Source organism: Glaciibacter kafniensis, assembly GCF_039538945.1.
GTDB lineage: Bacteria > Actinomycetota > Actinomycetes > Actinomycetales > Microbacteriaceae > Cryobacterium > Cryobacterium kafniensis.
The window spans coordinates 1,295,079-1,311,506 of the sequence record NZ_BAABCN010000002.1; the positions used below are offsets into that span (position 1 = coordinate 1,295,079).

Sequence of the window (16,428 nt, forward strand, 5' to 3'; positions counted from 1 at the left end):
TGGAGGCCGAACGGTCATGGTTCATCTTGGCGCAAATCCCAGTATCATCCTCGTCCCCTCGCACGGCTTGAAGGAAACACGATTTCACGCTTGACAGTGCCCGTTGATCGTCCCGCTTGAGGCCAGTTCTCGCTTTGGACGTCGATCAAGCGCGGGTGGCTCGACATCGATGGGTACGACCCAAGCGCGGTTCTCGAGCCCGGGACAAAGGTCCTCATCGACGCAAACAACTACAATCACCTCGCCGTGCATCCACCGCACTTGAAGTGGGCAACCATCATCGAAGTAGAGTCCCGCGATTTCGCCCCTGGTATTGCGTGAGAGCAGCCGACGGCAACGTCTATGGGGCGTAACGGGACTATTTTGTGCGAGCACGCTCAGATCTCTAGCCACGACACCGGTGTTGCCAAAGAATAGGCTCCTGGAGTCGGATCCTTGGCTGAGGGGTTGTTCGGCGTCACTCGCTGATCCGCTACCGGAACGTTGAGGCTGTTCCGCTGACCGTTCCGCTTGCGGGACGCCACTACAGGGCCACAGAACATCGCCATATTTCAACAAGAACCTCACCAACTAAATCTGGGGAGGGTTGCGCGCGATACTCAAGCATTCGCCCCTCAACGCCTTGAGCTCCGGGAGCGCTGCAGGATTGTCCTTAATGTTCAGAAGCGGAAGGTGCTTCCTGATGAGCGCCACCTCGAGCGGTCCGACTGGATCGTCGATAACCACGAACGAAACCAGCAGATGCTTGTCGATCCAGTCGACAATTTCCAGCCTGTCGTTAAGGGCAAACGTGTAGTTGTTCTGATTCACTTTGTCGCGCAGCGAACCCTGCTGCGGTCTGAAGCCGAGCACCGCACCGATAGTTCGGAAGAAGGTGCCGTGGCCACGTCCTCGAAGTTCCTGAAAGAGAAACCGTGTGTAAAGGCTTTGACTGGCCTTGCCGAGATAGATCAGATCGTGGCCGCGCTCGATGGCAAGCGATGTGAAGGGCTCAGGAAGGTCGACCCTCTCCACCATCTTGATGACGTAGAGCCCGGGCCGTGTCGGCACTAACGCGTCAATACCACCCGCACTCCTGAAGTTCTCGGCGGCGAGGAGGCGGGCCTCGAAGGCTGTCAAATCAAGCATCACAAGCAAACTCTATTGCCGGGCCACGACATCAGGATCGCGCAGCGCTCGGATCCATCGCGGGGATCGACGTGCGAACAAGGGCATCGGACAAGTCGCAGCTCCGCCGCCAGGACGGGGCGCCGTGCGCACCTTGCAGCCAAGAACTCTTCCATCTGTCAAGGGAGCACCGCCGTGATCGACATCATCCCCAATTCCACCGGTCTACCCGGCATTGAGCAACTGCGCATCATCGTCGGCGCAGTCATGACCGTGGGGCTGATCCTCTCCATCCTCGCTCTGATCGTGTCGGCGATCGTGTGGGGCTTCGGTGCGAACTCGTCCAACCCACACCTCGCCTCGCGCGGCAAGGTCGGCGTGCTCGTGTCTTGCGGTGCGGCGATCATCTGCGGCGCGTCGGTGACGCTGATCAACTTCTTCTGGACTGTCGGCCAGGCCGTCTGATCCGGCGCTGACAGCCAGATAGGAGCGGACGATGAGCGTATGCGACGTCCCCGTCATCGCAAATGTCTGCGATGCGGCCGGTGAAAGCGCCGCATCCCTGGTTGCTGCCCCGTTCGACTGGCTCGCCCAGGCGATGGGGCAAACCGCGGCGTGGCTCTTCAAGGCGGTGTGGGCGGTGTTCGACACCACGACCCTCGTCGACGTGACCGGTGCGGAGTACGTCGGTGTTTACAACATCCTGTTCGGCGTCGCCGTTTTCGTGATGCTGATCTTCTTCTGCCTCCAGCTCATCACCGGCCTCATCCACCGTGATCCCACCGCGCTCTCCCGCGCTGGAATCGGCCTGGCGAAATCAGTGCTCGGGTCGTTCATCGCGATCACGCTGACCGGGACGCTGCTGGAAGTCACCGACCAACTCGCGATCGGGATTGTGCAGGCCAGCGGCAACACGATGGAGGGTATGGGCGACCGCATCGCGCTGCTCGCCGGCGGATTGTTGACGATCAACATTGCGGCGCCTGGCGTCGGTTCGATCGTGACGATCTTCCTGGGCGGGCTCGCCATCTCAGCGGCGGCTGTCGTGTGGTTCACCCTGCTCATCCGCAAGGCTCTCCTGTTGGTGGCAATCGTGTTCGCGCCGATCGCTTTGGCGGGGTACTCGTGGGATGCGACCAAAGGATGGTTCGGCAAGTGGGCGGCATTCGTCATCGCGCTTATCTTGTCCAAGCTCGTACTCGTGGTGACCTTCTTGGTCGCCATCGCCCAGGTCTCCGCCCCAATCGAAGTTGACCTCGCTTCGGTCAGTGACCCGGTCGCCGGCATCGCGCTGATGTTCGTCGCCGCATTCGCCCCCTACCTGACGTACAAGTTCATCTCGTTCGTCGGGTTCGACATGTACCACGCGATGTCGAGCGAGCAGGAGGCCAAGTCGGCACTCAACCGGCCCGTACCTGTACCGCAGAAACCACAGGCCAGCGACGCGAAATCGGTGCTCGACGGCGGCAAGGGATCAGGCTCTGGCTCAGACGCAGCAGCTGGCGCACCGGGCAACGCGGCACTACATCCGCCCGCTGGAGGCGGTGGCGCTGCACCAACGGCCGACGGCGCGTCGGTCTCAACCGCAGGTGCGGGGGCGGGGGCAGGGTCGAGTGCCGCCACCGGTGGTGGAGCCGCTGCCGGCGCGGGGGCTGCTGCCGGCCCGATCGGCGTGGCGGCGGTCGTCGCGGCGAAGGTGGCTGAGGATGCCGCGACTGCTGGCCCCAAAGCCGGTACCGCCGTCGGAAACGTTGCTTCCGGACACGCCAATGCGGCAGAACCCGCTGTCTCGGCTCCATCTCTCGTCTTCACGCCGCTGACATGGCCCGCACCCTCGGTCCCCGCTCCGCGGTCGGCTGGCCCGGCCGCGGCTGCCGCAGCGATTCGACCACGAGGAGCGGAGTAGCCGATGGCCAGTAATCACAAGGCGACCGGTTTGCATCCGCTCAGCCCAGTGCAATTCTCGCGGCTGACGAAGCGGGGCGTGCTGCTCGGGCTCTCGCTGGCACAGCTGGTTGTCCTCGCCGTTGGCATCTTCACCATCGTTGCCGCGCTGTATGCCGGTGGCGGCCTGCTCCTGATGTGGTCGGCACCGATCTGGGGGCTGTGCCTGCTGCTCGCAGCGGTATCGATCGGCGGGCGCAAGCCTATTGAATGGCTGCCGCTGGCAGCGCGCTGGATGTGGCGGGTGAGTCTGGGCCAGCTCGTCTACCGCCGTCGCGTCGTCAAGCCCCGGCCGGCCGGAACACTCGCTCTGCCCGGAGATGCCGCCGCCTTGCGGGAGTTTATTGACCCGGAGACTGGCGCAGCGATGATCCATGATCCGCATGCTGGCACCCTCACCGCGATCGTCGGGGTCACGCATCCGGCATTCGTCCTGCTCGACCCGGGCGAGCAGGATCGCCGCGTTGCGTCCTGGGGGCGGGTGCTTGCGACCGCGTGCCGGTCGGGACGCATCGCCCGGATGCAGATCTCCGAACGCACGCTGCCCAACTCGGGCAGCGGGCTCGAAGAATGGTGGGCCACACACGGTACCGACGACGGCTCGTGGGTCGCGACTACCTACAAGGAGCTGATCGATCGTGCAGGGCCGGCAGGCGAACGACACGCCTCCACGATCTCTGTTGCACTCGACATGAAGTCATCCGCCCGACAGATTCGGGCGGCCGGCGGCGGCCTGCGAGGGGCAGCCGCAGTTCTCCGACAGGAGATGACGACGCTAACCACCGCGCTGCGCGCCGCCGACCTCTCTCCGACCGGGTGGCTCTCCCCCGTTGACGTCGCGGTCATCCTGCGTTCGGCCTACGACCCCGCCGCCGCACCCGCCCTCGAGCGGCACGGTGACCTCGGTGGTTCCCTGGCTACGGCAGGCCCTGTTGCGGTCACCGAAACCTGGGACCGGCTCCGCTCAGATTCAGCGTTCCACACCGTGCTGTGGCTGTCGGAGTGGCCGCGTTCGCTCGTCTACCCGGGGTTCCTCGCTCCGGTATTGCTCTCGTCGGGCATCCAGCGCACGTTCTCACTCATCTGCACACCGATCCGTGCCGACCAGGCCGCGCGCGACATCCGCAAGAAGAGAACCGAACTCATCTCCGACGCCGCGCAACGCGCGAAGATCGGTCAGATCGAGGATGCCCAGCAAACAGCCGAGTATCAGGATGTGCTCCAGCAGGAGTCTGACCTCACCGCCGGGCACGGCGTGCTTCGATTCACCGGCCTCATCGCGGTCGCTGCACCGACAACTGCCGAGCTGGATGCTGCCGTTGCCGCTATCGAGCAGGCCGCCGTCCAGGCGTCTTGTGAAACGCGCCGCCTCGTTGGCCAGCAAGCCCAGGCGTTCACCGTTGCCGCGCTGCCGCTGTGCCGGACGGTTTGACTATCCGACACTGACTGTCAGTCGCCCTGCTCCTCCCTGGGCGCTCAAGACAGCAAAATCGCTCGTTGGACGGGAATGCGCGACCGGATGATCCGATCGTCGGCAGCAGATCGAAGTGCAGCACAAGTTCGAAGCTGGCCATGCAAGAATCCAAATGGGCATTGCCCCGGACACCTGCTCACCTCACCCCGCTGAGGCCGAGCGGGTGCTCTGCAGACAGTAGGGAAGTTGGACTCTACGTCGCTAACTCGACTGTCTCTTCGTCGCTATTTCGGTGAACGGTTGCGCTTTTGAAGTCGTCGACTTATCCACAGCCTCTGGGAGCGAGCGGGGCAACGTCGTCACCGCTAATAAGCTGACCCCCACAATATGCGAGGGGAATTTCTCATGCGCAACATGCTCACCCTGAACGTCTGCTTTTTTGGGTCTGCTGTCCTGCTTCTGGCTGGTTGCACCGCATCGGGCGGTACCGGTGCCGAGGACGGGGTGAGCGCTGCCGATTGGGAGAGCACGGCAAGCCTTCTCTGGAAAAACGCTGACGTGCTCCTGAGCGCGACGAGGGTCGAATCGGAGGTCGCTCTGGCGTACGTGGCTATGGGCGACGGAAACGAGTTCGTCGTTGCACGCGATGCACGCACGGGACGTGAGTTTTGGCGTCAGCAGGCAATCCCCGGCATCAATGCTGCTGGGGTTGAGCATCAGGTTGCGATCGTAGAGGACGGGAACACGCAGACCACCGCATTTCTCGTCCCGACGGACGACTCCCAAAACCATATCTGGGGAACACTGTCCGTCGTTGACGTCGCGACCGGCACAGCGTTGTCACCCTCGTTGAGTTCGCAGTCGGTGTGGAGCAGTCGGCCCAAGGAATGCATCGATACCTTCTGCATCACCGGCCGGGTCGAGGGTCAGGACAAGAACGGTCTACTGATGTACCGCTCCGAAGAGGGAGGAAGTCTTAGCGTTGCGCAGGGCGCAGGAATTCCGTATCTCGACGGTGGCCGCTTCTTGGGCAACTTCGTCTCCTCGTCAACCACGACCGGCCTGGAGAGGCTCAACTTCGGCGAGAATGGCCGGATCACCTGGAGTCGGCCGTACACGGACGTCTTCGGAGAAGGCACCTCATCCGACGGGGGCTGGGCTTGGATCGACGACGAGCTGGACATTCCGCTCGTCGGCGTCGGGTACACGTATACAGATCAGGACCTGTCGAAGCCGTTCGATGGCGAGTACGACATGACCGAAACCAGACTGGTCGGTCTCGACAGAGATACGGGCGCAACCATCTGGCAACACGACGGCCTCGTCCCGTGCCCAGGCCTGGGCTCGGACATGACATATTCCGACGGGATTGTCGTTGCATGTCGTGTGAACTCGGGCACACAGGCCTTCCACTGGGATGGAACGCAGGCCACCGAAGTGCATTACTCGAACACAGACGTCGACCTTGTCGGCGTCAATCCGGAGAGCGGCGAGATCACGTGGGATCTGGCGTTGGGGAGCGACCTTGCGAACGTCGCATCTGCGTCCTGGGGTGGCCGCGCTTTCGCAGTCGGTGACGTTCCAATCGTCACTCTCGACGGCACCGCTTCTGTTGTTGACAGGGCTACGGGCGCAGCCGAGCCAGTGCCCGCGAGAGCTGTTCTCTTGTGCGCGCAGAAGCTAGAGAAGGTTCCCCTGTTGGGGGCGTGGAATGACGGCAAATCGTTCAAGTACCCAGCAGCAACCGTATTTGCCCCATGCTCACCCACTGGTGAAATCCTCGAAGATGGAACGGTATCCGTTGGCACTCTTGCCGCGTCAGGCTACGACACGTCGGTGATCAACATCGTGAATCTGAGCTCTGGCGTGACTGCGTTCGCACCCAAGAAGCCGTAGGCAACCCCGCATGCCAGCGGACAAGACAACCACATAGAAGACCTCGCGCACGTGAGCAAGCGGAGGCTCGTGGAACTCGTCAAGGTGCCATTCGCGGGGGTACTGACGAGGTTGTGCCTGCGACTGGTCGTGAAATACAAGACCAACGCGAGCGGACGGAGCTGCGCTGCCATCCACTGGGGCCACGAAGCGCACCTGCTTGACGAACACAACCGTCGAGGAGGACTTATGCCCACGTTCCACGATCCCGTCGCCGATGGAGACGAAGCCCGAGAGGCGATGCGCGCGCTGGCTCACGCCACACGGGCGTTCGAAGACCCCACACAGACCTATGACGTGATCGGCAACCTAATCGCCGCTGTCCGTTCATTGCGACAAGTGCTCGAGCAAGTCGCCGCCACCCATCTGGACCATCGAGATCGGGCACTCACCGGCGCCGGGGACAGCGTGGCCGGCGCCGCTGACGCACAACGCGCGGCGAACGCGCTGCAAGACTCGGCCTGGCACCTCGGCTTTGTTGAAATCAATCTGGATGCTGCCTCGCAGCATTCGGGGCGAATTGTCTGGCAGACACCCCTGACCCCAGCGAGTCCTCACCGTGCGGTCGTCACCGAGCTTGCAGCCCGACTCGGAACTGCGGCCCCGTTTTCTCGCCCACCACAGGGGCCCCCGCGGCGAGGGATGTCGCTGTGATCGGCGACGGCGAGAATGGTCGCTTGCTCTCGACTGTTCTGGTCGGGCCTGCCGGTGAGCGGCGGCGTGCACGCAAAGGACGTCGCCGGGCGGCCGCACGCCTCTCGACCGAGAATCGCAAAGAGCGACAGGCAAAGGGGCGGGTGCGCTGGGAAGCCGAGCGCGCGGAAAAACGCACCACCCGCTATCTGCCAGCCTCCGGTGAGTCGGGCGCCGCGACGTTGCGCACGCCAGGCCGGTTCCGACTACCGAGGCATCAGGACACTTCGGCGACGCTCGCGGGTGCGTACCCGTTCCTGGCCGAAGGCGGGCTGGGCTCGCAGGGCGTGTTTGTCGGGCAAGACCTCTATTCGGGTGCGTCGTTCGTCTACGACCCGTGGGTGCTCTACTCCCGCGGAGTCATCACCGCGCCCAACATCGTTCTGGCAGGGATCGTCGGCTCAGGCAAGTCATCGCTGGCGAAGTCGCTGTACACACGGTCAATCCCGTTCGGGCGACGCGTCTACGTGCCCGGCGACCCGAAGGGCGAGCACACCGCCGTCGCCAAGGCCGTCGGCGGCCAATCAATCATTCTCGGGCACGGGATGTCGAACCGCCTCAACCCGCTCGATGAAGGCTACCGTCCCTCCGGGCTCTCCGAAGCGGAGTGGGCCAGCCAAGTCACGTCACGGCGCCGGGATCTCATCGGCGCGCTCGCCGAGACGGTGCTCGACCGCGGACTCACCCCGCTGGAGCACACCGCGGTCGACATCGCCCTCGTGGACGCGGTGCGTACGGCCGACGTGCCGATTCTGCCGATGGTCGTCGAGCGCATCCTCGCTCCCAACACCATCGATGACGCCGACGGCCGACTGACTGAGGACGGGAGGATGCTGGGGCACGCGCTGCGCCGCCTGGTCGCCGGCGACCTTCAGGGACTATTCGACGGCCCCTCGACGGTGAGATTCGACCCATCACTGCCGATGGTCTCGCTCGACCTGTCGCGAGTGGCGGAGAACTCCACGCTCGTGGCGGTGCTGATGACGTGCTCGTCGGCGTGGATGGAGTCGGCACTGCTCGATCCGAATGGCGGTCAACGCTGGGTCGTGTACGACGAGGCGTGGCGGTTGATGTCGCATCCGGCTTTGCTGCGCCGGATGGACGCCCAGTGGCGGCTCGCCCGGCATTACGGCATTTCGAACATGCTCATCTTCCACAAACTCACCGACCTGGACAATGTGGGCGACCAAGGCTCGGCGATGCGGGCACTGGCCTCGTCGCTGCTGGCTAATGCTGAGACGCGCATTATCTACCGGCAGGAGGCCGATCAACTCGGCTCGACCGGCACTGCGCTGGGCCTCACCGGAACCGAGCAGGCACTCCTGCCCGGCCTCGGCACCGGACAAGGGCTGTGGCGGATCAAGGACCGCAGCTTCGTCGTGCAGCACCAACTGCATCCGGCGGAGCTCGCGCTGTTCGATACGACGAGCCGCATGACGGATGGTGTGCGATGAGCCGCCCGCACCCGCGTTACCGGCACACCCCGTCACCGGATGACGGCGAACTCATCGTAGAGGTACCGGTGGCGCTCCCGCTCGTCGTGATGACGATCCGACCGGATGCGACGATGACCGTCACCGTCGACGGCCAACCGTATGAGCCGCCACCGTTCGGCCCGTCGTGGGGGCGTTCCTCATTCGCGAAAATCCTCGATGAGCTGACCAGGCAACGCCGCTGCCCGATCCGAGTAGAGGTCCACGAGGCCGACGGAACAACATTCACCGACATCATTACCCCGCCCGCACACCGCCACCGCGCACTCGTTCCAGCCCTAATGCTTGAGCCGACGCCGGAGCTGCCCGCTCGCCCAGCACCTGACACGGCCCCGCGCTCTCGGGCGTTCGTGGCCGTCAGTGGCGCAGGATTCGTTCCCGGCGAAGATGTGGCCGTTGCGGTGATCATCGCGCACACTGACGCCGACCCCGACGGCTCCGCCCGGGCATTCCTTACCCCAGGCGCTCGAGCTCTAAGCACCGAATCCGAAGTCATCCTGCTCGGACGAGTCTCGGGCACGTTCACGCTCGGCCATCCGCGATGAGGGGCTCGGCGCCCGGATCAGGCGCCTACGGTGACGAACTGACCAATCTCGCCCTGGGTGGGCTCGTGGCCGCAATGCTGCTGGCCGGGTTGCTGCGCGTCGCGGGAAACGTCACCGCCTGGGCGACCGGAATCGCACAGCCGACAGCGGGATTGGCGGGCGGGCTCGGGGTGCTGTTCCATGCCGCGAAGCCCGGCACCGCACTCGGGATCCCGGAGCTGAATCCGGTCGCCTACTGGGTCATCGCAAGCATCCTCCTCGGCGTCGTAGGAACGGCAGCCTGGTGGGTCTGGCGACTGTTCCGGGAACAGGGCAGACGAACAACGACGGACCCGTCCCGCATCGTCGGAACCTCCACCCGCGCCGATGTCACCCGCACAGCATCCGATGCTGCGCTGCTCCGCCGAGCGAGCACGTTACGACCGTCGCTGGACAAACCAGTCGCTGCCGATGTCGGCTACCGGCTCGGCACATCGCACGGGAAACGGGTGTGGGCGAGCGTGGAAGACTCGATCCTTCTCATCGGCCCGCCGCGCTCCGGCAAGGGCACGCACATCGTCATCAACTCGATCCTCGACGCCCCCGGCGCCGTCGTGACAACGTCAACCCGCCCCGACAACCTCACCGCGACATTGCGGGCGCGTGAGCGGCGTGGTCCGGTCGCGGTGTTCGACCCTCAGCACCTCGCCGACGGCCTACCCGCAGGCCTGCGCTGGTCTCCCGTGCGGGGCTGCGACGACCCGCTCACGGCGATGATCCGGGCCACCGGCCTGGCCGCCGGCACCGGACTCGGCGGTGGCGGTGTGGACAACGGAGGATTCTGGGAGGGCAAGACCCGCACCGCACTCCAAGCCCTGCTTCATGCCGCCGCCCTCGATCATCGGCCACCGTCCGAGCTGTTTCGGTGGACGCTCGACCCCTCGGCGGCAGCCGATGCTGTGGCGATCCTGACCTCGAACCCTGCGGCGGCGATGGGGTGGGCCGAGTCTCTAGAAGCGATGATCCAGTCCGACCCGCGTACTCGCGACTCCATCTGGCAAGGCGTCTCCCTCGCCCTGTCCGCCCTCGCGGACCCGCGGGTGCTCGATGCGGTCAGCCCCCGCGAGGATGAGGACTTCGATCCTGGGACGTTCCTCCGCGAGTCGGGCACCCTGTACCTGCTGGCGACCGGCGCCGGAGCCGGCGCGGCATCGGCGCTGGTCGCGGCGTTCATCGAAGACCTCGTGGAGACCGCCCGACGGATGGCGGCCCGGTCGGCCGGCGCGCGCCTCGACCCGCCCGTGCTGTTCGCCCTGGACGAGATCGGCAACCTGGCACCGCTGCCGTCGCTACCTGTGCTCATGGCGGAGGGTGGTGGCACCGGCATCACGACGATGCCGGTGCTGCAGTCCCTCGCCCAGGCGCGGGAGAAGTGGGGCGACAACGCCGCCACCGCCATCTGGGACGCCTCGATCATCAAGATCATCCTCGGCGGCGCATCCAATTCCCGTGACCTCCAAGACCTCACCAGCCTCATCGGCGAGCGGGACGAGATCACCGATTCGCAGACCGTCGGCGACCGCGGTTCCCGCTCCGCACAACGTTCCGTGCGCCGGGTCGCCGTGATGCCTCCCGATGTCGTCCGCATGTTCCCCTACGGCACCGCCCTGGTCCTGCTGCGTTCCGCACCGCCGATCGTGACGCGGATGCGGGAATGGACCACGCGTCCGGAGGCACGTGACCTCCGCGCCGATCGCGCCGGCATCGAGGCGATGCTGCGCCAGGGGTGACGTTCGGGAGGCCGTGCGCACCTGATCGATAGGAACGGGCTCCACCGGGGGCCGTGTAACAGACAAGGAACTAATCTGATGGCCATCCGCACCCAGGAGTCCCTGTCGGGATTCATCGCATCCGACCCACAGCTCTCGTTCACCTCCAAAGGCGACGCCAAGTTCTACGCTCGAGTCGGACGCGAGCACTACGTTCGCCACGACGACGGCAGCTTCACCCAGGACGAGACGAGCTTCCACGACCTGGTGATGTACCGACGCAGCGCCGAGCGAGCGTATGAGCAGTTCGCCAAGGCCGACAGTTTCATCGCCGAGGGCTACATCCACCCGTACTCCTACGAGAAAGACGGCCAGACCGTCACCGGTGAGGAGTTCGTCGCCAAACGGCTCGGACACGACGTCGCCCGCACTATCTACACCGTCGACCGCACCCGCCGACAAGCCGCGGGCGTTGAGCCGGCTGCGGGCATCGCGCCGGCCGCAAGCGTCGAACAGGCTACCGGGCAATCTGTTGCCGAACCGATTGGGCCTCCGCCGGCTGCGGCCTCCACGCCCGTTGCTGCACTCGGGCTCTGAACGGGAGATCGAACAATGCGTAACAACGACAAGACCCCGCCGGTCGACGAGCGCACCGAGGCCACCGTCGGCCGAGTCGCCGAAGCCCCACGCGCGGATAGCCCGGAGTCCGACGAGCCTGAGCCCGTCATCCTCGACGACGCCGACGCCTTTGGTGACCAGTCGTTGCCTGAGCCGCCGCACCCGGTCAATTGGAATCTGCTCACCGCCACCGAGGCCGAGACCGAGTGGCTGGAGTTGAACGCCTGGGTGAACTGGTTGCGCCGCACCTACGGACTCGGCGCAAATACCATTCCCCCGTCCTGGCACCGCCACCCCGAGCTGGTCTGGGAGCTGTCGGCACTGCACCTGCACTGGTTATCCGCGTATGACCCCGAGCAAAATGGCTCCGCCCCGCTGGGCTGGCACCGCGACTTCTCGGATGCCCGGCAACGTTTGCGCGACTGGGTGGCCGCATGCGGAGCCCGCCTGGACCGTGACCGGCCGACGCGCCAGACAAGCTGGCCCGGCGAAAATCCGGTGCTCACGGTCGAGGACACGGCAATCGCTGATCGTGACGACGACTTCGTGCAGTTCGTGTTTGAGGATGTTGCGCAACGCCGTGCAGCCGAAGACGCGTTCTACGCCGATCTGGCCGCGGAGGCCGCTGCCGTATCTTGACTGCCGGTAGTTCACGGGGATGCGGAGACATCGCCGGAAATTCCGTCAAGTCCCTCGGCGTCAGGAATTGGCTCGTCGGCGTCATCGCGTGTCCCGGCGGGATTGTGCTCGACCCGTTTGCGGGGACTGGGACGATTCTAGGGGCATGTGCGCGGGCGTGCGTGCAATAGGTGGGGATTGAGCGGCAGGAAGCGTTCCTGCCACTGTCCGAGAAGAGGATGGCGACACTGGGCTGACGTTCTGCGTCGTTAGGCAATGGCCCGGCCTCCAGGGCATTTCTTCGTCCTCAACTACCAGACGAGTGTCTCATCCAGTATTGTCGCTGTCTCGTCACTCACCAGTTCATCTGTAACCACGTAGTGTGCCCTCGTGATTCCCTCATTTGCGTGGCCAAGAAGTCGCGAGGCCAAGCCGATCCCTCCGCGACGTTCGACGAGGGTCGCAGAAGTCCGACGGAAAATATGAGTCGTGAACTCCTCAACAGGAATGTCGGCATCTCTCATCGCCTCGATGTTCCCCTTCAGAAAGGTTCGCATCAGCCGTTCAAAATTGCTAACACTAAAAGGCGCACCAGATCTGGTAGCGAAGAGAAAATCATCTGGCTTCGGCCCCGCCTCGCTGAGTCTCGACCGCACCGCCTCCACGGCCAACTTTGGAAGGTGCACCCTCCGTTTCTGACGTTTGTGCTTGGGTGAGTTCTTCCGAGTCAACCCGTCCTTTCGAGTCTGAGTGAGAGTGCTCGCAATATGAATCGTTGGCTTGTCAGCGAGCAGATCCACATCGCGGCGCCGGAGAGCGAGAACCTCCCCAATGCGCGCACTTGTGCCGATCATGATGAACATTCCATCCTCAAGCTTCGACACATCAGGCCGGGTTCCCCCTTTACTGCGGTCGGTCTTCCACGAGCGCATGAGGTCACGCACGATTCCAATTTGTTCCGGCAGTAGGAACGAGTCCTTCTTTTCGCTCGTCGGCAGGTCCTGAGCATCGCGGACGGGGTTGGAGGCCATTACCCCGACGCGGACGGCGGTCCCGCATACCTGACTGAGGATGCCCCTGGCTTTGCGTGCATCGGAGGGAGAGCGTGACTTTAGGATTCGACGGAGCACAGAATCACACCGTGGCACGTTGAAATCCATGAGCTGGATTGATCCGCACATTGGTACGACAATGAGCCGCACCGAGTTCTCATACGCCTCAATTGTCGTTTGGGTTACGCGGTCGGCAGTTCGTTTCTCCTCTAGCCAGACACCGCACGCCTCAGCAATTGTGGATTCACCGCTGAGTAGAGGCACGTCCTCCCCGTTGACAACCGTGTTGAAATAGGCCGTCATGCGCTCAACGGCCTCATCATTTGAAAATCCAGTGATTCGTGGACGGTAGAGCCGACCTGCTCCGTCACGGAACCTGGCTCGGGCTTGAAACTTCCCGCCCGCCATGGATATCACGGTGATGTTTCCAACGTCACCAAATGGTTTCCGCGGCCTAGCCACGGGACTTGACCCACGCTTTCACATCGACCAGGTCGTACCGAACGTGGCGACCGAGCGTCACAAAAGGCGGGCCCTTCTTGTTGTGGCGCCAGTCCTCTATCGTGCGGACAGGGATCTGGAGCAGCTCGGAAAGCTGCATTTGGGTGAGGTATTCAGGCTGATTGTTATCCATGCCAGGGAAGTACGCAGGCAGTTCCCGAAACCGTCCGTAACGTCGAGAAGCTATACCGTACCGTCTTCTGCAAACGAGGGTTTTCGGCGCATTTCGGGAGTTAACGACAACGTTTTCGACAATATGAGCGGAAATGCTTGGTGTGTCAAACATAAAAAACCCCTTGTTTTCCGCGGAAAACAAGGGGTCTGAGGGTGCACCCCCCCGGACTTGAACCGGGAACCCACTGATTAAGAGTCAGTTGCTCTGCCAATTGAGCTAGAGGTGCGTGTTGTTTCTTTCAGCTTGCGCTGTCCGAACCGAGATCAACAATAACATCAGGCGTATGCCAGATGCCAAATCGTTGAAATGCCGGGCGCGTCACGCCTGAATCACTATCGTGGAGAGTGTGACCGAACCTTCAAATTTCACCCTCTCCGACGATCTCGCACTCGCTCTCCAGCTGGCCGATGCGGCCGATGCGATCTCGTATTCGCGCTTCACGGCGATGGACCTAGTTGTCACGACAAAGCCTGACCGCACACCCGTGACGGATGCCGACCAGGCCGTCGAGCGGGCCATCCGTGCCGGCCTGGCCGAAGCGCGCCCCGAGGATGGCATTCTCGGCGAGGAATATGGCACCGAAGGTTCAACACAGCGGCAGTGGATCATCGATCCGATCGACGGCACTGCCGGATTCTTGCGCGGGCTGCCGATCTGGGCCACCCTCATCTCGCTCGCCGTCGACGGCGTGCCCGTTGTCGGGGTCGTCAGCGCGCCGGCACTCGGCAAACGCTGGTGGGCGACGACCGGCGGCGGTGCGTGGATGAGCGACGAGCGCACGCCCGATGCCGCCCCCGTGCGATTGCAGGTCTCGGCGGTCTCCGAACTCGCCGATGCCTCGCTCAGCTACAACAGCATCCAGCAGTGGGATGTTGCCGGTCACCTGGAGCCGCTCATCGCGCTGTCACGCCAGGTCTGGCGCACGCGCGCCTACGGCGACATGTGGTCGTACATGATGCTGGCCGAAGGACTCATCGACATCGCCGGCGAGTTCGACCTCAAGCCCTACGACATGGCCGCGCTCGTGCCGATCGTGCAGGAGGCCGGCGGGCGCTTCACGTCGGTCGACGGGCAGGATGGGCCCTGGCACGGCAGCGCGCTGGCCACCAACGGATTGCTGCATGAGGCGACGCTCGACGCGCTGGGTATCGCGGCACCGGGCCTCGGCGCCTAGCTGCCGACATCCCATTTCGCGGGTGAAAGATCGCGGGGCCTCAGCGCCCGAGCCGGTTTTCACGCATCGCGAAGTACCGATTCGTTGCCCTGAGCCGAGGGAGAAAGTCGCCTAGCGCAGTGTCTTCGTTCTCGTAGGTGGTGTCGTAAATCGCGTTCGCTCGCTCGTCGGTCGAATACACGCGCCACGAATTGCCGACCTGCACGATTCCGACCTCGTCCGCACGCGGCGCGCGGCCTTCGTACCAGTTGAGGTGAGTGAGTTCCTCAGAAGAAATCACTCTCTCGACTTCAGACTTCAACCCTTGGCTCATTTCTTCGTCTCCCATTCGAGGTAGCACTCCCCCACGAAACGTGGACTCACTCGACCAGCACGATCATCGTCACCCGTGGAAGTAGTTGAACCCCCAGCGCCATCCAAGCGCATCTGCCGCTCGCTCGTCGAGATCAGGACGAATTTCTGCCAGTCGCACGCGGAACGGCTCCCACATGCTTCCGTCGACTGCCTCTGAGCGCGCGAGTTCGATGCGATCCGAATCGGCAAGCGCGTGACGTACCTCGCTCAGCAGCTCGTCAGCATGCTCCAGATCAATCTCGCGCACGGCATTCTCGTCCGCGGTTGGGATTGTCACGCGACCCTTGCCGACGTACGCGATGATTGCATCCGTAAGCAGCTGATCCGTCATCGTCATTTCAACACCCCTCACATTCCTCAACGATTCTCGGCACGCTCAACCAGGAATCGCCGCTGAGACCTAACAGTGGTCGCTGATGTACTTCGCGACCGCCTCCATGTCGTCGGTCATCGTCGTCGACTCTTGAAGAAGATCCGACCCCATCAGAGTGCCACCGGCCGGCAACGCCTCAGCCTCATCCCGGATTCTCTCGTAGTGCCCCTTTACGGCGTTCCACTCGTCAGCGACCTCCGCAGGAGGCGTCGAGTCCCCCAGCGCATCAAGTTTGTCTGACACAGCCGGAAGCAAATCTTCCTTCGGCACCCAGATCTGCACGAGACCAATCGTCGCGGCAGTTCCACCGGCCTCTTCGAATGTCGAACACATCGCTGCGACCTCGGGGCTCGATTCAGCACCACAACCAACTAGCGCCGGCACCGCCAGCAACGCGATGGCTGCCGCCGAAACGATACGAACTCTACTCATCTGATATTTCCCTCTTGTTGTGGCTCAAATTCAGCCGGTTCAGCAATCCGCACCCATTGGTCACGCAACGCGATGAACCGTTGGCACTACTCCAAGGCGACTTCCTCCACATTGCTGAATTCCCATTTGACAAGAGTCTTCAACGCCGCTCCCGATGCAAGCTCGTTCAAAAGAAATGGCACCCGAACCGTCTCGCCAAGTCCCGCTCTGTTTCGCTCCGTCGCACCGTCGCCCCAAGAACCGCACTGAAAT

The 16,428-nt window shown here is 63.5% G+C and carries 17 protein-coding genes and 1 tRNA gene; 11 read left to right on the plus strand and 7 right to left on the minus strand.

The features are described 5' to 3' along the window. Window positions 1–570: 570 nt before the first annotated feature. The gene (locus tag ABD791_RS06560; protein ID WP_345064548.1) at window positions 571–1,128 is read right to left on the minus strand and encodes a GIY-YIG nuclease family protein; all 558 of its coding nucleotides are present in this window, start codon (window positions 1,126–1,128) and stop codon (window positions 571–573) included. Between the two features lie 174 nt (window positions 1,129–1,302). On the opposite strand from ABD791_RS06560, the gene ABD791_RS06565 reads away from it, so the two are divergent. The 10 genes from ABD791_RS06565 (at window position 1,303) to ABD791_RS06610 (ending at window position 12,136) form a co-directional block, all read left to right on the plus strand. Beyond that, window positions 1,303–1,572: a DUF6112 family protein gene (locus tag ABD791_RS06565; RefSeq protein WP_345063650.1), complete on the plus strand. Its 270-nt coding sequence runs from the start codon at window positions 1,303–1,305 to the stop codon at window positions 1,570–1,572. A 31-nt stretch (window positions 1,573–1,603) separates the two neighbouring features. Beyond that, window positions 1,604–3,013 (plus strand): conjugal transfer protein TrbL, encoded by a 1,410-nt coding sequence (locus ABD791_RS06570; RefSeq protein ID WP_345063653.1) that lies wholly within the window; start codon window positions 1,604–1,606, stop codon window positions 3,011–3,013. 3 nt (window positions 3,014–3,016) lie between these two features. Further along, window positions 3,017–4,483 (plus strand): SCO6880 family protein, encoded by a 1,467-nt coding sequence (locus ABD791_RS06575; RefSeq protein WP_345063655.1) that lies wholly within the window; start codon window positions 3,017–3,019, stop codon window positions 4,481–4,483. Window positions 4,484–4,870: 387 nt separating this feature from the next. Further along, the gene (locus ABD791_RS06580) at window positions 4,871–6,361 is read left to right on the plus strand and encodes a hypothetical protein (protein WP_345063657.1); all 1,491 of its coding nucleotides are present in this window, start codon (window positions 4,871–4,873) and stop codon (window positions 6,359–6,361) included. A 228-nt stretch (window positions 6,362–6,589) separates the two neighbouring features. Further along, window positions 6,590–7,054 carry a hypothetical protein gene (locus ABD791_RS06585; protein ID WP_345063659.1) on the plus strand — a complete coding sequence of 155 codons (465 nt, stop codon included), beginning with the start codon at window positions 6,590–6,592 and terminating at the stop codon, window positions 7,052–7,054. A gap of 23 nt (window positions 7,055–7,077) precedes the next feature. Further along, complete coding sequence (locus tag ABD791_RS06590) at window positions 7,078–8,547, plus strand: ATP-binding protein (protein ID WP_345063661.1); 1,470 nt, start codon at window positions 7,078–7,080, stop codon at window positions 8,545–8,547. Then, entirely contained in the window at window positions 8,544–9,131 is a 588-nt protein-coding gene (locus ABD791_RS06595) for a hypothetical protein (protein WP_345063663.1), read from the plus strand. The genes ABD791_RS06590 and ABD791_RS06595 overlap by 4 nt, the downstream gene beginning before the upstream one ends. Continuing rightward, window positions 9,128–10,900, plus strand: coding sequence for a type IV secretory system conjugative DNA transfer family protein (locus ABD791_RS06600; protein ID WP_345063665.1), 1,773 nt, complete (start codon window positions 9,128–9,130; stop codon window positions 10,898–10,900). The genes ABD791_RS06595 and ABD791_RS06600 overlap by 4 nt, the downstream gene beginning before the upstream one ends. Window positions 10,901–10,978: 78 nt before the next feature. Beyond that, a complete protein-coding gene (locus tag ABD791_RS06605; protein ID WP_345063667.1) occupies window positions 10,979–11,476 on the plus strand; it encodes a single-stranded DNA-binding protein in 498 nt (165 codons plus the stop codon). A gap of 15 nt (window positions 11,477–11,491) precedes the next feature. After that, on the plus strand, window positions 11,492–12,136 hold the full coding sequence (locus ABD791_RS06610) for a hypothetical protein (protein ID WP_345063669.1): 645 nt from the start codon (window positions 11,492–11,494) through the stop codon (window positions 12,134–12,136). A 290-nt stretch (window positions 12,137–12,426) separates the two neighbouring features. On the opposite strand, the gene ABD791_RS06615 is transcribed toward ABD791_RS06610, so the two are convergent. From ABD791_RS06615 to ABD791_RS06625, 3 genes are all read right to left on the minus strand, one after another. Further along, window positions 12,427–13,470 carry a tyrosine-type recombinase/integrase gene (locus tag ABD791_RS06615; protein WP_345063671.1) on the minus strand — a complete coding sequence of 348 codons (1,044 nt, stop codon included), beginning with the start codon at window positions 13,468–13,470 and terminating at the stop codon, window positions 12,427–12,429. A gap of 151 nt (window positions 13,471–13,621) precedes the next feature. Continuing rightward, complete coding sequence (locus ABD791_RS06620) at window positions 13,622–13,801, minus strand: helix-turn-helix transcriptional regulator (RefSeq protein ID WP_345063673.1); 180 nt, start codon at window positions 13,799–13,801, stop codon at window positions 13,622–13,624. A gap of 195 nt (window positions 13,802–13,996) precedes the next feature. After that, window positions 13,997–14,069: transfer RNA gene (locus ABD791_RS06625), tRNA-Lys, on the minus strand. Window positions 14,070–14,189: 120 nt separating this feature from the next. Here ABD791_RS06625 and hisN point away from each other — a divergent pair. Continuing rightward, on the plus strand, window positions 14,190–15,017 hold the full coding sequence (hisN, locus tag ABD791_RS06630) for a histidinol-phosphatase (RefSeq protein ID WP_345063675.1): 828 nt from the start codon (window positions 14,190–14,192) through the stop codon (window positions 15,015–15,017). Window positions 15,018–15,057: 40 nt separating this feature from the next. Here hisN and ABD791_RS06635 read toward each other — a convergent pair whose 3' ends face one another. The 3 genes from ABD791_RS06635 to ABD791_RS06645 form a co-directional block, all read right to left on the minus strand. Beyond that, complete coding sequence (locus tag ABD791_RS06635; protein WP_345063677.1) at window positions 15,058–15,297, minus strand: hypothetical protein; 240 nt, start codon at window positions 15,295–15,297, stop codon at window positions 15,058–15,060. Window positions 15,298–15,399: 102 nt separating this feature from the next. Further along, window positions 15,400–15,708, minus strand: coding sequence for a hypothetical protein (locus ABD791_RS06640; protein WP_345063678.1), 309 nt, complete (start codon window positions 15,706–15,708; stop codon window positions 15,400–15,402). A 63-nt stretch (window positions 15,709–15,771) separates the two neighbouring features. Further along, window positions 15,772–16,176: a hypothetical protein gene (locus tag ABD791_RS06645; RefSeq protein WP_345063680.1), complete on the minus strand. Its 405-nt coding sequence runs from the start codon at window positions 16,174–16,176 to the stop codon at window positions 15,772–15,774. Between the last annotated feature and the right edge of the window lie 252 nt (window positions 16,177–16,428).

Excerpts from the sequence above, each read along its gene's own strand:
- ABD791_RS06560 (WP_345064548.1), bottom strand. The coding sequence starts at position 1,128 with ATGCTTGATTTGACAGCCTTCGAGGCCCGCCTCCTCGCCGCCGAGAAC.
- ABD791_RS06570 (WP_345063653.1), top strand. The coding sequence starts at position 1,604 with ATGAGCGTATGCGACGTCCCCGTCATCGCAAATGTCTGCGATGCGGCC.
- ABD791_RS06575 (WP_345063655.1), top strand. The coding sequence starts at position 3,017 with ATGGCCAGTAATCACAAGGCGACCGGTTTGCATCCGCTCAGCCCAGTG.
- ABD791_RS06580 (WP_345063657.1), top strand. The coding sequence starts at position 4,871 with ATGCGCAACATGCTCACCCTGAACGTCTGCTTTTTTGGGTCTGCTGTC.
- ABD791_RS06585 (WP_345063659.1), top strand. The coding sequence starts at position 6,590 with ATGCCCACGTTCCACGATCCCGTCGCCGATGGAGACGAAGCCCGAGAG.
- ABD791_RS06595 (WP_345063663.1), top strand. The coding sequence starts at position 8,544 with ATGAGCCGCCCGCACCCGCGTTACCGGCACACCCCGTCACCGGATGAC.
- ABD791_RS06600 (WP_345063665.1), top strand. The coding sequence starts at position 9,128 with ATGAGGGGCTCGGCGCCCGGATCAGGCGCCTACGGTGACGAACTGACC.
- ABD791_RS06605 (WP_345063667.1), top strand. The coding sequence starts at position 10,979 with ATGGCCATCCGCACCCAGGAGTCCCTGTCGGGATTCATCGCATCCGAC.
- ABD791_RS06610 (WP_345063669.1), top strand. The coding sequence starts at position 11,492 with ATGCGTAACAACGACAAGACCCCGCCGGTCGACGAGCGCACCGAGGCC.
- ABD791_RS06615 (WP_345063671.1), bottom strand. The coding sequence starts at position 13,470 with ATGACGGCCTATTTCAACACGGTTGTCAACGGGGAGGACGTGCCTCTA.
- ABD791_RS06620 (WP_345063673.1), bottom strand. The coding sequence starts at position 13,801 with ATGGATAACAATCAGCCTGAATACCTCACCCAAATGCAGCTTTCCGAG.
- ABD791_RS06640 (WP_345063678.1), bottom strand. The coding sequence starts at position 15,708 with ATGACGATGACGGATCAGCTGCTTACGGATGCAATCATCGCGTACGTC.
- ABD791_RS06645 (WP_345063680.1), bottom strand. The coding sequence starts at position 16,176 with ATGAGTAGAGTTCGTATCGTTTCGGCGGCAGCCATCGCGTTGCTGGCG.